This is a genomic window from Nocardioides sp., assembly GCF_047602075.1.
In the GTDB taxonomy this organism is placed as follows: domain Bacteria; phylum Actinomycetota; class Actinomycetes; order Propionibacteriales; family Nocardioidaceae; genus Nocardioides.
The window spans coordinates 1,103,040-1,116,513 of sequence record NZ_JASGIF010000002.1; the positions used below are offsets into that span (position 1 = coordinate 1,103,040).

General features: G+C 68.9%; 13 protein-coding genes. 6 read left to right on the forward strand and 7 right to left on the reverse strand.

The window, feature by feature from the left end:
* Positions 1 to 62: 62 nt before the first annotated feature.
* From QM714_RS18015 to QM714_RS18025, 3 genes are read right to left on the reverse strand one after another with little or no spacing between them, the layout of a single operon-like run.
* The gene (locus QM714_RS18015) at positions 63 to 845 is read right to left on the reverse strand and encodes an exodeoxyribonuclease III (protein ID WP_415102714.1); all 783 of its coding nucleotides are present in this window, start codon (positions 843 to 845) and stop codon (positions 63 to 65) included.
* A 9-nt stretch (positions 846 to 854) separates the two neighbouring features.
* Entirely contained in the window at positions 855 to 2,525 is a 1,671-nt protein-coding gene (locus QM714_RS18020) for a PH domain-containing protein (protein ID WP_415102715.1), read from the reverse strand.
* Entirely contained in the window at positions 2,522 to 3,013 is a 492-nt protein-coding gene (locus tag QM714_RS18025; protein ID WP_415102716.1) for a PH domain-containing protein, read from the reverse strand. The genes QM714_RS18020 and QM714_RS18025 overlap by 4 nt, the downstream gene beginning before the upstream one ends.
* Before the next feature lie 84 nt (positions 3,014 to 3,097).
* Between QM714_RS18025 and ychF the strand changes: the two genes are divergently transcribed.
* Positions 3,098 to 4,174, forward strand: coding sequence for a redox-regulated ATPase YchF (gene ychF / locus QM714_RS18030; protein WP_415102717.1), 1,077 nt, complete (start codon positions 3,098 to 3,100; stop codon positions 4,172 to 4,174).
* A gap of 284 nt (positions 4,175 to 4,458) precedes the next feature.
* Positions 4,459 to 5,055 carry a hypothetical protein gene (locus tag QM714_RS18035; protein WP_415102718.1) on the forward strand — a complete coding sequence of 199 codons (597 nt, stop codon included), beginning with the start codon at positions 4,459 to 4,461 and terminating at the stop codon, positions 5,053 to 5,055.
* 81 nt (positions 5,056 to 5,136) lie between these two features.
* Here the strand turns inward: QM714_RS18035 and QM714_RS18040 are convergent, their stop codons facing one another.
* The 3 genes from QM714_RS18040 to QM714_RS18050 form a co-directional block, all read right to left on the reverse strand.
* A complete protein-coding gene (locus QM714_RS18040; RefSeq protein ID WP_415102719.1) occupies positions 5,137 to 5,868 on the reverse strand; it encodes a tyrosine-type recombinase/integrase in 732 nt (243 codons plus the stop codon).
* The gene (locus tag QM714_RS18045) at positions 5,865 to 6,107 is read right to left on the reverse strand and encodes a hypothetical protein (protein ID WP_415102720.1); all 243 of its coding nucleotides are present in this window, start codon (positions 6,105 to 6,107) and stop codon (positions 5,865 to 5,867) included. The genes QM714_RS18040 and QM714_RS18045 overlap by 4 nt, the downstream gene beginning before the upstream one ends.
* A gap of 343 nt (positions 6,108 to 6,450) precedes the next feature.
* Positions 6,451 to 7,653: an MFS transporter gene (locus QM714_RS18050; protein WP_415102721.1), complete on the reverse strand. Its 1,203-nt coding sequence runs from the start codon at positions 7,651 to 7,653 to the stop codon at positions 6,451 to 6,453.
* A 120-nt stretch (positions 7,654 to 7,773) separates the two neighbouring features.
* Between QM714_RS18050 and QM714_RS18055 the strand changes: the two genes are divergently transcribed.
* On the forward strand, positions 7,774 to 8,622 hold the full coding sequence (locus tag QM714_RS18055) for an MFS transporter (protein WP_415102722.1): 849 nt from the start codon (positions 7,774 to 7,776) through the stop codon (positions 8,620 to 8,622).
* Positions 8,623 to 8,730: 108 nt separating this feature from the next.
* Here the strand turns inward: QM714_RS18055 and QM714_RS18060 are convergent, their stop codons facing one another.
* Positions 8,731 to 9,942 (reverse strand): LCP family protein, encoded by a 1,212-nt coding sequence (locus QM714_RS18060; protein ID WP_415102723.1) that lies wholly within the window; start codon positions 9,940 to 9,942, stop codon positions 8,731 to 8,733.
* A 142-nt stretch (positions 9,943 to 10,084) separates the two neighbouring features.
* Here QM714_RS18060 and QM714_RS18065 point away from each other — a divergent pair, with 142 nt between their 5' ends.
* From QM714_RS18065 to QM714_RS18075, 3 genes are read left to right on the forward strand one after another with little or no spacing between them, the layout of a single operon-like run.
* On the forward strand, positions 10,085 to 11,554 hold the full coding sequence (locus QM714_RS18065; RefSeq protein WP_415102724.1) for an LCP family protein: 1,470 nt from the start codon (positions 10,085 to 10,087) through the stop codon (positions 11,552 to 11,554).
* 48 nt (positions 11,555 to 11,602) lie between these two features.
* Positions 11,603 to 12,535, forward strand: a complete 933-nt coding sequence (locus tag QM714_RS18070) for a glycosyltransferase family 2 protein (RefSeq protein WP_415102725.1) — start codon at positions 11,603 to 11,605, stop codon at positions 12,533 to 12,535.
* The gene (locus QM714_RS18075) at positions 12,535 to 13,452 is read left to right on the forward strand and encodes a glycosyltransferase family 2 protein (RefSeq protein ID WP_415102726.1); all 918 of its coding nucleotides are present in this window, start codon (positions 12,535 to 12,537) and stop codon (positions 13,450 to 13,452) included. Before QM714_RS18070 ends, QM714_RS18075 begins: the two co-directional genes overlap by 1 nt.
* Positions 13,453 to 13,474 lie beyond the last annotated feature (22 nt).

Genomic DNA, 13,474 nt, shown 5'->3' on the forward strand with positions numbered 1-13,474 from the left:
CTGGTCTCCGTGCGGCAAGACAGCCAATCGGGACCGTACTATCGCGAGTTGTCCACAGCAGGTCAGTCGTCAGCGACATCCACCACCACGGGTGCGTGGTCGGAGGCGCCGGTGCCGGCTCGCTCGTCGCGGTCGACGAAGGCGCCGGTGACGCGGGCCTGGAGGCTGGGTGAGCCGAGCAGGAAGTCGATGCGCATGCCGCGGTTGCGCTCGAAGCGCTGACGGTAGTAGTCCCAGTAGGTATAGACATCGGGGCCGGGGGTGTAGGGGCGGGCCAGGTCGGCGTACCCCTCGTCGAGGAAGGCCTGGAAGGCGGCCCGCTCCGGCGGGGTCACGTGGGTGTCCTTGGCGAACGCCGCGATGTCGAACACGTCCTCGTCTCGCGGCGCGATGTTCCAGTCGCCGACCAATGCGGTAGGTCGGTCGAGCCAGCCGGTCGAGGCGTCGCGGAGACGGGCGAGCCAGTCGAGCTTGTAGTGGTAGTGCGGATCGTCGACCTTGCGGCCGTTGGGGACGTAGAGCGACCAGATCTGTACGCCGCCCGCCACGGCGCCGATCGCCCGAGCCTCAGCGCCGGCCGGGTCACCCCAGCCGGGCATGCCCTCGAAGCCGATCTGGACATCGTCGAGGCCGACCCGGCTGATGATCGCGACCCCGTTCCACTGGTTGTAGCCCGCCGCCGCGACGTCGTACCCCAGGGACTGCAGGCCCATCAGTGGCAGCTGGTCCTCGCGAGCCTTGGTCTCTTGGACCGCGAGCACGTCGATCTCGTGGCGTTGGAGGAAGGCCTCGACGCGGGCGATGCGGGATCGGAGGGAGTTGACGTTCCAGGTGGCGATGCGCACGGCCCGAGCCTACGGGCGCACCGTGCGGACCGGATCGCCCGCCAGGAAGGGGCGCAGAGCGTCCGGGGTCACCTGCCAGCACAAATCGATGGCGCGGGCCAGGGGCAGGTCACGGACCTCGACGTGCTCATGGCCGGCCGCGGTCGTGGCCACCAGTGTCGCCAGGCCGCGCCGCCGCTGGAACCAGGTCTGCTTGACGACCCACCCGATGACGCCGTCGCGCTCCAAGACGGTACGACGACGCGTGAGCGCGCCGGAGCCCGCGGTCAGGTGATCGGGGTCCAGCCGGTGGCCGAGATGGCGATACTCAGCCTCAGCGACAGCCATCCCGAGGGCCGCGAATGCCAGTCCGACCAGCACCAGCAGCCACCAGGGCAGGTCGAGCCAGATGGTTGCCGCGATCGCGACGGCGAGCGCGACGGCGGCGACCCGCTGGGAGCGGATGTGGCAGCGGCGCTTGGCGGCCGGGCCGTGCTGGACAAGGGCGTCCGTCAGCGGGCCAGCGGTCTCGGGGTGGTGGTGTGGGTCGAGCAGTGCATGCCCGACCGACTCGCAGACGGCTACGGGGCACGGCGGCAGCACGCGGGTGACCCCCTCGGAGACCCCGGTCGCAAGCGTCGAGAGCTCGCCACCCCGCACCAGTCGCAACAACACGGGCTCGACCATCTCCACGCCGCGGACGCGCGCTTCTTCCACGGTGGTCGACCGAGTGGTGAAGGCGCCCGAAGTGAGCCGGATCGTCCCGTGCTCACGGGTCAGTTGGAGGTTCCACCATTGGATGACGTAGCCGCTGATCGAGATCAACAGCCACAGAGTCAGGCCACCCAGCATCCCGATCACGATCACCAGCGCCAGGGCGAACCCCAACAGCCACTGCCAGGCGTGCTCGAGGTGTTGCTGGTCCCAGAACGGCAGCCGGTCGCCGTACTGACTGAGCAGGCCGATCGCGCCCGCCACCACCACCAGCCGGGACAGGCTGAACGGTGCGAATCTCAGCCACGACCAGTCGATGGTGGCGAGCACCTGGGGGGCGTCGTACGCCGGATTCGGGGGCTCCGGTGCATCGCTGCCGCCCTCGGCTGTGGTCCACGACTCTTCGGGATTGGGCCGAAACTGCACGTCCGGAGCGGGTTTCGTTGTGGTTTGGGCCCAAACGGCAGGGTGAGCGCGCGCCAACAGGAATCTCCGCAGCTCCTCGGCTGCTGGGACCCCGAGGGCATTCAACTCGATCCGGGTGTCGTCGACACCGGTGCCGATCTGGACCTTCGTCAGGCTGAGCAGCCGGTGGAGCAGTGATGCCTCGAGGTCGACGCTGCGGACCCGATCGAGCGGCGCGGTGACTTGCTTACGCCCGATCAGTCCCTTGCGCAGCTGGAATTGCGTGGCGGTCACCCGGTAGCGCGTGGTGATCCAGGGCAGGAAGCCGAAGAGGATCGGGGCCAGCAGCATCGGTCCGGCGAAGTACCACGACAGCGAGCCGGCCGAGCTGGTGATGCCGACCAGCGCAATGACGAGCGGGATCGCGAAGTCCTTCAACGCGTGCAGCGGCCCGATCAGCAGCATCCGGGGGTCCAACCGCTGCCACTCCGCGTCGGTCGGCCCCGGAACGACCGGCTCCGGGTTCGGCCCGGGGAGGGTCGGCTCCGGTCCCTGGTCGTCGTACGACGACGGGTCGGTCACGTCGCGTCCCCCTCCGAGGTGCCCGTGATCTCGGTCAGCTCGGCGACCACCCGACGCGCCACCGCTTCGTCGAGGCAGTCGATGCGGACCGGCCCGGCTGCCGAGGCAGTGGTGACCGTGATCGTGGCGAGCTTGAACGGCCTCATCGTCGGGGACTGGTGGGAGTCGACGGTCTGCACCCGGTTCAGCGGGGCGATGCGCTCCTCGCGGCTGACCCATCCCGAGCGAGTGAAGATGGCGGTCGGGGTCACCTCCCACCGGTGGATCCGGTAGCGCAGCCCGGGCATCACCACGACCCGTCCGGCAGTCACCAGGACGAGGAGGACGAGCAGCACCGTCGCCCACCACGGCCGCACGGGGACCCAGACGTAGGCCACCACAGCCGGCACGATGAGAACGGCGGCCTGGAGCCCCGCGGCGATGCGCCAGTAGCGCACCGCCCGCGGCGAGACCTGATGCTCGGGCTCACGAAGGGCGGGTGAGGTCACAGCCACGAGCCTGTCACACGTGCGATCGACACAGATCCTCGACGTTTCGGTAGCGGCCGCCGCCGCGCCGTAGACTCCGCGCACGTGGCACTCACCATCGGCATCGTCGGACTCCCCAACGCCGGGAAGTCGACGCTCTTCAACGCCCTGACCAAGAACGACGTGCTCGCCGCGAACTATCCGTTCGCCACCATCGAGCCGAACGTCGGCGTGGTCGGTGTGCCCGATCCCCGGCTGGGAGTGCTGGCGGGGATCTTCGGCTCCGAGCGGATCCTCCCGGCGACCGTGGAGTTCGTGGACATCGCCGGCATCGTCCGTGGTGCCTCCGAGGGTGAGGGGCTCGGCAACCGGTTCTTGTCCCACATCCGCGAGTCGGCCGCGATCTGTCAGGTCACCCGGGTCTTCCGCGACCCCGACGTCACCCACGTCGACGGCGAGATCGACCCCGCCTCGGACATCACCACGATCCAGACCGAGATGATCCTCGCCGATCTGCAGACGCTGGAGAAGGCGATCCCCCGGTTGGAGAAGGAGGCGAAGGGCAAGAAGGACCTGCTGCCCGTCGTCGCCGCAGCCAAGGAGGCACAGGAAGCCCTTGAGGCCGGCGCTCCGGTGATCGCGACGTCGGTGGACGTCACTCTCATCCGCGAGTTGACGCTGCTCACCGCGAAGCCCTATCTCTACGTCTTCAACTGCGATGCCGACGAACTGGCCGACGAGGAGCTCAAGGACCGGATGCGTGCGCTGGTCGCCCCGGCCGAGGCGATCTTCTTGGACGCCAAGTTCGAGGCCGAGCTGGTCGAGCTCGACGACGAGGACGAGGCGCGCGAGCTCCTCCACGAGCTCGGCGTCGACGAGCCGGGCCTCGAGGTGCTGGCCCGAGTCGGCTTCGACACCCTCGGCCTGCAGACCTACCTCACCGCCGGCCCCAAGGAGGCCCGCGCCTGGACGATCCGCAAGGGCGCGACGGCCCCCGAGGCCGCCGGCGTCATCCACACCGACTTCCAGCGCGGCTTCATCAAGGCCGAGGTCGTGTCGTACGACGACCTGGTCGCCGCCGGCTCCATGCTCAAGGCCAAGGAGGCCGGCAAGGTCCGGATGGAGGGCAAGGACTACGTCATGCACGACGGCGACGTGGTCGAGTTCCGCTTCAACGTGTGATCCGCCCGCGTTTCCGCAGGTCAGAGGCTATATCGCCTCGCTGCGAGGGCCGCTAGTCCGCAAAAAGTCCGCAAGAGTTTCGATCACTGCCCCGCCGCGCCACTGCTCGGCGGATTGGCGGAGGCGACCGCTACCGTTGATCCATGCGGGTCGGCGTGTACATCGATGGCTTCAACCTCTATTACGGGGCGAGAGGCATCTGTGGGCGCGGTACGACCGGCTGGCGATGGCTCGACCTTCGGGCACTCGGGGAACGATTGGTTGTTTCCCAGGCAGGCTGGCAGGTGAGCGCGACTCGGGTCGTTTACTGCACGGCTCGAATCAAGGCAGATCCGAGCGAGCCCAATGCCCCGGGCCCGAGGGAGCAGCACGTCTACCTACGAGCACTGGAAGCGGCAGGCTCCGCCGATGTCATCGAACTCGGCAACTACGTGTCGCGCGTGGCGACCGCGCCGCTTGCGACGGCCAACCGTCGTGGGCGACCCGTTATCACCCGGCCTGATTGGCCGATCATGGTCAAGGACGCCGCGGTGGGCGATGTCCCGGACGCGATGTTCATGGCCTCGGTCGCGCGTCGGGAGGAGAAGGGCAGCGACGTCAACGTCGCTTCGCACCTGTTGCTCGACGTGCTTCAGGGTGGTGTGGACGCGGCGGTCGTCATCAGCAACGACAGCGACTTGGCGTTCCCAATCCGGGAGGCGAGGCTCCGGGTCCCGGTGGGAACCGTGAATCCGACGCGAAGCATGCTCGCGGGTGATCTGAAGGGCGACCAGGCCGACGGCGTGGGTGGCCACTGGTGGCACCAACTCGACGCCACCGACCTGACGACGTGTCAACTGCCCGCCACGATCGGGAACTTGACGAAACCAGCTCCGTGGTGAGTCTCGTCGTTGAGTTGGCTCCGCCAACCCCTCGTGCAATACTTGGTGCATACCACCCGCCTCCTTCGAGGGGCGGGTTTTCTATTGCCGCACCGTATCGGCAGTCTCTGGGCGTCCAAGCGACGCGGACATGATCGACTCGGCGGCCTTGCGGGTGCGGTCCTCGGCGGTCGGCCACAGGTGCGCGTAGGTGCTCAGCGTCGTGGTCGCCTTCGAGTGGCCGAGGGCGCGCTGAACAGTCACGACGTCGCACCCGGCGGCGATCAGGCCGGAGGCGTAGAAGTGCCGCAGGTCGTGGAGCTTGATCCCGGACAGGCCGGCGTCCCGCAGAGTCTTGCGCCACCAGTAGCCGACGGTGTTCTGGTGCGGCGGGTCGTCACCCTCGCCGACGAACAGCCACTCGTCGGGTTCGGTTCTGCCGGATGACGCGACATGCTGGGCAAGCACGGTGACCAGTGAGTCGGCGAGGTAGATGACGCGCTCGGAGCCGTACTTCGGCGGCCGGATGTCGATCGAGCCGCCGTTGACCCGCTGCACCTGACGCCGGACCGTCAGGGTCTTGCGCAGGAAGTGGATGTCGCCGACCTGAACACCTGCCGCTTCGCCGAGCCGGAGCCCGGCGAAGGCGCATAGCGCCACGAAGGCACGGAACCGCTCGTCCGAGACGGCCAGGAGCGTCCCGACGTCCTCGGGGGTGGGGATCGACATGGCTACCTCGGCCCGCCGGCCACGCGGCAGCCGAACGCCCTCGGTCGGGTCTGTGCCGATGACCTTGTCCTTGAGCGCCGCGCGGAAGACCGAGCGAACATTCACGAAGCGGGTCTTGATCGTCCCGGCGCGAGACCACCCGCGTCCATGCCCTTGATCCAGGCCTCCACCTCTGACTGCCGGACCAGCTTGATCGGCTTCGCGCCGAAGGGGACAGTCCGGGCCGCCAGTGACATCGCGGTCACGGTGCCCGGCGCCCACACCTGCCGGGCCGACCACTCGGCGTAGAAGGAAGCGAACGTGATCTTCCCGGCCTTGGGGTCGGCGTAGGTCCCGGCCAACATGGTTGCCGTGACCTGATCCAGCCAACGCTGCGCGTCGACTCGTCGCTCGAAGTGCTGGGCGTGCTCTTTGCCCGCATCGTCGCGGTAGTGGGCGCGTCAGCGTCCGTCAGGTCTCTTGGCGATGCTGCCGGCCATAGGTCGCCTTCTTGGGTGATCCTTCAAGTGTCCCTCGGTCTGCGCCGATGCGCCGAGCACGGCTGCTCGACCTGTGGATGAACCGCATCGAACTCACCGAAGACGAGTGTCGCCGCAGTCGTTGCTGCTCGCACCGGGGCCGCGGAGACACTGATCGCACGCATCGATCCGCTGTAGTCCGTGGCCCTGGAGCGCGCACGCCCCACCGCTAGGCGAGCTCGTCGTCGACGTACACCGGACGGGCGACACGCAGACCGGCGAGGGTGAACGGCACGGCGGAGAGCATCAGCAGCACGAGGACGAGCGTCCAGCCACCGGTGGCGGCGTGGATCAGCCCGACGGCAAGCGGGCCGAGCGCGGCGAAGAGATAGCCGATCGGCTGCACGAAGCCGGACAGCTGGGCTGTGACCGCGGATGCTCGGGTGCGGGCGGTGATCAGAGCGATGGTGAGGGGGAAGGCGAAGCCCGAGACTCCCAACAGCAGGGCCCACAGCCACGGGACCGTCGTCGGGGCGACGAGCAGCCCGAGGTAGCCGCCGACCAGGAGCGCCCCGAAGCTCAAGATGTACGGCGTGAGGTTGGTCGTGCGCGCCGCCACGGTCGGCATGAGCAGGGCACCGAGAACACCGACACCGGCCAACACGGCCTGGAGCGCACCGGCGTGCGCGGCCGAGAGGCCATGGTCGCGGTAGATCTGGGGCAGCCAGCCGAACTGGATGTAGGCGTGCATCGACTGCATCCCGAAGAGAGCAGTCATCGCGACGGCGGTGGGCGAGGAGGCCATCCGTCCCTCGGGAGCCTGCAGCGGCGCAGCCTCGTCGGCGCCGCGGCCCCGTTCGTGGGCCGCCAGCCAGATCCACAGCGGCAGCGCGACTGCCATCAGGGCACTCCATCCGCCCAGCGCGACACGCCAGCCTCCGAGGTGCTCCGCCACCGGCGCGGTGACCAGCGGCCCCAACGCGCCACCGACGACGAGCCCAGTGCTGAAAACCGTCATCAAGATCACATCGGCGCCCGCACCGTCGTGCTTGATCCATGCGGGCACCAAGACGTTGCCCAGCGCCATGGCGAGCAGTGCCACGACGGTCAGGGCGAGGAAGACCGGCTCGACATCCGTCAGCACCCGAAGCAGAAGTGCGGCCGTCGCGGCGACCAGCCCAGCTGCGATGCTTCCGCTTAGGCCGATCCGCCGGGCGAGGGTGACCGCCGCCGCGCCGCCCAGACCGAAGCACAGTGGTGGCAATGCGGTCAGGAGTCCGGCCGCCCCGGCGCCCATGTCGAGCCCGGCGCGCAACTCCTCCAGGACCGGCCCGATCGCGGTGGCGCCCGGTCGCAGATTGACCGCCGCCACCGCCACGGCGAGCATCAGGACGCCGACGGAGTGGGCACGCTGGCGGGTGGCTGGGGTCACTGGCGGAGCCTATGGCGTCGACTACTGGTGCGTACGACGCACCTGACGCGTCGTCCGCACCAGTAGCCGCCAGCCGGCCGAATCGAGGAGTCGAGTGGGCGAGGAAGGAGGAGGCCGCCGATGTCGTCGCGGAGGCATCGTGGCCCCGTCCTGCTCTTGGAGACCGGCACGCTCCTGTCCGGCATCGGCAACGGTGTGGCGCTGGTGGTGCTGCCGTGGCTGGTCCTCGACCTCACCGGAAGCGCCGGCATCGCGGGCCTGGTCTCGGCGGCGACGCTCCTGCCGCTGCTCGTGTCGAGTGTCTTCGCGGGCACCCTGGTCGACATCGTCGGGCGCAAGCGGACCTCCGTCGCCTCCGACATCCTTTCCGGGCTGGCCGTCGCCGCGATCCCGCTGGTGGACGTCGTCGGGACGCTGACCCTCGGCTGGTTCGGTCCGCTCAACGCGCTCTGGGTGACGGCCACCGGCTTCGCGTTGTCGACGATCCTGACCGTGTGCATCCGCGGCCTCCCGGGCGCTGGCAGGCCACCTGAGCACGCGGCGGTCGCGGGCATCTGGCGGGGCACCGCCGAGGGCCTCCGGTTCGTCTGGAGCATCGTCATCACCTGTGTGCTGCTCGCCGCAGTCGCCTTGTTCCCACCGTTCTGGTTGATGGTCACCCTCTCGGTCGGGGTCGGGGCGCTCTACGGGCCGGTGAACCCGATCGGCAACCTGGCCATCCAGTTGCTCACCCCGGAGACGCTGCGCGGCCGGGTGATCGGCGTGATCACCTCCAGCGCCTATGCGGCCGGACCGTTCGGATTGCTGATCGCCGGACCGCTGGTGGAGTGGCTCGGCGTCCAGGCTGCCGCTCTGGTGTTCGCGACGCTGGGGGTCCTCGCTGCGCTCACGGCCCTCGGGATGCCGGGGTTGCGGCAGCTCGACCGGCTCGACATCCCCACCGGCGTCCACCCGCAGGACGACCGCTAGTCCGCTGTGCGGCCGGCGATCCGGACGCGGCCCCAGGGCGTTGGAGGCGTGGCGGGCAGCACATCCGGGCCAGGAGCTGCAGACCTGAGGCGCCTCCGCCACAGGGGGTCAGTAGCCCTTGGCGGTGCAGAGCGACTTGCCGACCTTGTCGGTCTCGTCGGCAGCGATCAGCTTGAAGAGAGCATCCGCGCGCTCGGTGTCCCAATGGATCGCACTGTCGGCGACGGGAACGGTGCAGCTCATCCCACCGGAGCCGGACAGGTGGGTCATCGCCCAGCCGAACTTGCCGAGCGCGATCGGGCCGGTGCCTTTGCTGATCCTTAGCGAGTCGAGCGCCATGTTCAGCCGCCAGTAGCGAACGGGGTTGACGACCGACCAGGGCGAGACCGCCTTGTGGCCGACAGCGGAGACGACCTCGCGCTGGTGCACGACGCGCGTGAAGTCGCTGTCGGCATACACATGCCGCGATCGGGCATAGCCGAGCGCGGTGACGCCGTCGGCCTGCTGACACCCCTTCGGGATGTCGAGATTGGCCAGCGGGTCCTTCATCGCCCGGGTCGGGCAGATCTCGACACCACCGACCGCGTCGACGGCGTTGACGAACCCGCCGAAGCCGATCTCGATGTAGTCGTCGATGCGGATGCCGGTGCTGTTCTCGATCGTCTGCACCAGCAGCTTGGGTCCGCCGTACGCGAAGGCGGCGTTGATCTTGGTGGTGCCGTGGCCGGGGATCTCGACCAGCGAGTCCCTGGGGATCGACAGCAGCAGGTTGGGGCCCGATCCGGTGTGCAGCAACATGATCGTGTCGGTCCGCTCGCCGGCCGCGTCGCCTGTGCCGAGCCTCTTGCGTTGGGCGGCCGACAGGCCCTCACGGGAGTCGCTGCCGACGACGAGGTACGTCGTCCCGTCCTGGTCGCCGGGTCGGCCCTTGTCCGGGAACGCGTCCACCTTCTCGATCTTGCTCCAGGCCCAGAACGGCACGGCGACGAGGAACGCCAACCAGGCGACCAGGACCAGCCGGGCCCAGAACCAGCCACCGAACCGGCGCTTCTTGCGGGGCGACGCTGTCGGCGGCCCCACGGGTGGTTGGCCCGGAGGCTGTTGTGCGCGGCGCGGCGCCGTGGGCGTGCGAGGGTCGCCCTGGCCGGAGTCCACCGGTGTGGTCTTCATCAACCGGGTGGCATCGGGTCCGGCCGCCGCCATGGGCAGGGTCGGATCGTCGTCGGCTCCGCCGGCTGCCGCGGGGTCGGGACCATAGAGCCAGTCGTACTCGGGAGTCCCCTTCTCGGGGCCGCCGGGTGCTCGAGGACCGTCCGCCATGGCCACGACGGTAGCGAACGATGCCCAGATCTCCCGGGTTCGTCGGGCGGTTGCTCGGCGCGTCGCGGCTGGTTGGAGGGGGCACGACTGGTGATACTGGCTCTCACCACCCTTGCCACTTCCCCAGCAAGAGAGGGCCTCGATGTCCGCCCGTCCTTCCCCCGGGCCACCCCACCCGCAGCCACGGCCGTCCACAGCGCGCCTGGCCAGTGCTGACCGCGCCGCTCGAGTGCGCTTCCGGCGTGCGGTCGCGCTGATGCTGATGACCCTCCTCCTGCCCGGCTCGGCGCAGCTCGTCGCGGGCGACAAGCGGGTCGGCAGGATCGCGCTGCGGGTATGGATGGCGTTGCTGGCGACTGGCCTGCTCACCGCGGTGGCGGTGCTGATCCATCGTGAGCTGGTCTTCACCTTGGCCGCCAACGTTGCTCTGCTGGGCGTGCTGCGGCTGCTCCTCGTCGCGCTGGCCCTCGGCTGGGCAGCGTTGTTCGTCGACGCCTGGCGACTGGGGCAGCCGCTGAGTCTCCAGCAACGCCAGCGGTTGGCAGCCGTGGGCCTCAACGGGTTCTTGTCGTTCGCGGTCGCCGGCACGCTGCTCTTCGGCGCGCACCTGGTGGCCGTCCAGCGCGACTTCATCGTCACCATGTTCGGCACCGGCGATGCCACCGGTGCTCACGACGGTCGGTTCAACGTGCTCTTGCTCGGCGGTGACTCCGGCGCTGGTCGATGGGGGCTGCGGCCCGACTCGATGACCATCGCCAGCATCGACGCCCGGACCGGCCGGACCGTGCTGATCGGGCTGCCGCGGAACATGGAGAACTTCCCGTTCGCGGCCGGCTCGGTGATGGACAAGCAGTTCCCTCACGGCTTCGACTGCACGGGCTGCTATCTCAACGGCGTCAGCACCTGGGCCGGCGACCACACCGACCTGTTCCCGCACTCCAAGGCCCCGGGAGTAGACGCCACCATCATGGCGATCGAGGGCATCACCGACCTGAAGATCAACTACTGGGCGATGGTGAACCTCGAGGGCTTCAAGGGGCTGGTCGATGCGGTCGGGGGCGTGACGCTGAACGTGCGTCAGCCGATCCCGGTCGGTGGCCTGGGCAGCGACGTGACCGGCTACCTCAAGCCGGGTGTGCGCAAGCTCAACGGCTTCCAGACGCTGTGGTTCGCCCGGGCTCGAGATGGCTCGGACGACTACTCACGGATGGCGCGGCAGAAGTGTGTGATGGGAGCGATGCTCCAGCAGATCAGCCCGCAGACGGCGGTGGCCAACTTCGAGAAGATCGCCAAGGCGAGCTCCGAGATGATCTCGACCGACCTGCCACGCAGTGAAGTGGACAACTTCGTCTCGCTCGCGCTCAAGGCGAAGAGTGAGCCCATTGCGACGGTGTCCCTGGTGCCGCCGATGATCGACACAGCCAACCCCGACATGAAGGTGATCCGTCGCGCGGTCGACCAGGCCATCGAGCAGTCCGAGCATCCGGACTCCGACAAGTCGTCGCACGGCAAACGCAAGTTGAAGCGCCAGGTCGTCACCGGTGGCTCGATCGGCTCCCGCGACAACGGCTACGCCGCGAACCAGTCGCAGAACCTGGCCACTTCTTGCTAGCCGGCGCTGCCGCGTCGGGTACGTCGGTGCTTGCGTAGGGTGGCCCGGGTGACCGACCAGGCGACTCCGCGGGTGATTGCCGTCGTCGTCACGTTCAACCGGTTGGATCTGCTGCGGCGGTTGGTCGGTACGCTGCGTACGACGCCAGGGGTGGCCGAGGTGCTGGTCGTCGACAACGCCTCGACCGACGGCACCGGGAACTGGCTGAGGGAGCAGTCCGCGGAGTCGGTCGACGGACCCGACCTGCTTGCCCAGACGCTGGAGCACAACACCGGCGGCGCCGGGGGATTCCACGAGGGATTGGGATGGGCGCTGCAGCGCGGCGCCGATCTGGTCTGGCTGATGGACGACGACGGACTGCCCGACGACGGCTGCCTGGACACCCTGTTGGCCTACGCGGGCCAGCTCGACTTCTGGGGACCCGTCGTGGTCGACGAGGCGGACCCCGAGCGGCTGGTCTTCCCGATCCGGCTCCGCGGAAGGAGCTCGGTCGTCTTCGACCGCGCGGCCGTGCACCGGGCTGCACGAAACGGGCTCATCCGCGACGTGGTGATCCCGTTCAACGGCGTGTTGGTCACCCGGGAGCTGGTCGAGCGGATCGGCCTGGTCCGCGAGGAGTTCTTCATCTGGGGCGACGACCACGAGTATCGACTGCGGGCGGAGCGTGCGGGTGCCCGCATCGCGACCGTCGCGGACGCCGTCGTCCGGCATCCGTCGGTGGGTGAGCTCGGCACACCGATGGCGTTCGGAGTGACGACCTACAACCACAGCCCGAGCGACCTCAAGCACTACTGCATGGCCCGCAACAACCTGGTCAACCTGCTCAACTACCGCGGCCCGCTCCACGCGGCCGCGTTCGTCGCCAAGACGGGCTGGTTCTACACCTTCACTCGGCCGAGCTGGCGGCGGCTGCGGCTGAGTGCCTCGGCGATGTGGGCCGGACTGCGCGGAGACTTCACCGGCCACTTGAGGTTCCTGTGATGAGTGCCTCAGGGTCTGAACGGGTGATCGTGGTCGTGGTGACCTACAACCGGGCCGCGCTGCTGCCGAAGACGCTGGACGGTCTGGCCGCCCAGACCCGTGCCCCGGACCTGGTGGTGGTCGTCGACAACGCGAGCACCGACGACACCGCGAGGGTGCTGGCCGAGCGCGACGACCTCCCCCTCGAGGTGTTGCGGCAGGAGACCAACACCGGAGGCGCGGGTGGCTTCCGGGCGGGGGTCGAGGCGGCGTACGACCGCGACGCGGACCGGATCTGGTTGATGGACGACGACGTGGTCCCTGCACCGGACTGCCTCGAGGTCCTGATGCGCTATGACGAGCCGTGCCTGATGGTGGTCCGGGAGGACCGGGCCGGCCACCTGGTCGAGAAGGCGGCCGTCCACTTCGATCTCACCAGCCCACTGACCGTGCATCCCAAGCGCGACTCGGTCGAGACTGCCTACGGCACCCGGGCCGAGATGCCGGAGCGAGTCGAGCTGGACGTGGTCGCCTTCGAGGGCTTCCTGGTCCAGCGCCGGGTCGTCGAGGCGATCGGACTGCCCGACGATGCCTTCTTCATCTTCTACGACGATGTCGACTTCGCGATTCGTGCGCGCCGCGCAGGCTTCCGCATCTGGGCGGTCCGCGACGCTGTCGTCGTGCGACAACTGGACTTCGACCAGCAGCATGCCCTGGACAGCTGGAAGGGCTATTACATGTACCGCAACCTGTTCGTGGTGCACCGTCGCTACGGCTCCAACTGGTTGGTTCGGGCCAAGCCGTACGCGATCACCGCGGCCGTGCTGGGACTGAGTCCGGTGCGCGGCGGAAGGGCTGAGGCGCGCAATGTGTGGCAGGCGCTGCGTGACGCGCGCCGCTTCCCCAGCGATGCTGGCCGGAGTGGTCCGCGCCGATAGACTGCGGCCGCCCCGAGACCCC

Bases quoted from the DNA above. Each gene is read 5' to 3' on its own strand.
- QM714_RS18045 (WP_415102720.1), bottom strand. From the start codon at position 6,107: ATGTTGGCCGGGACCTACGCCGACCCCAAGGCCGGGAAGATCACGTTC.
- QM714_RS18055 (WP_415102722.1), top strand. From the start codon at position 7,774: ATGTCGTCGCGGAGGCATCGTGGCCCCGTCCTGCTCTTGGAGACCGGC.
- QM714_RS18060 (WP_415102723.1), bottom strand. From the start codon at position 9,942: ATGGCGGACGGTCCTCGAGCACCCGGCGGCCCCGAGAAGGGGACTCCC.
- QM714_RS18065 (WP_415102724.1), top strand. From the start codon at position 10,085: ATGTCCGCCCGTCCTTCCCCCGGGCCACCCCACCCGCAGCCACGGCCG.
- QM714_RS18075 (WP_415102726.1), top strand. From the start codon at position 12,535: ATGAGTGCCTCAGGGTCTGAACGGGTGATCGTGGTCGTGGTGACCTAC.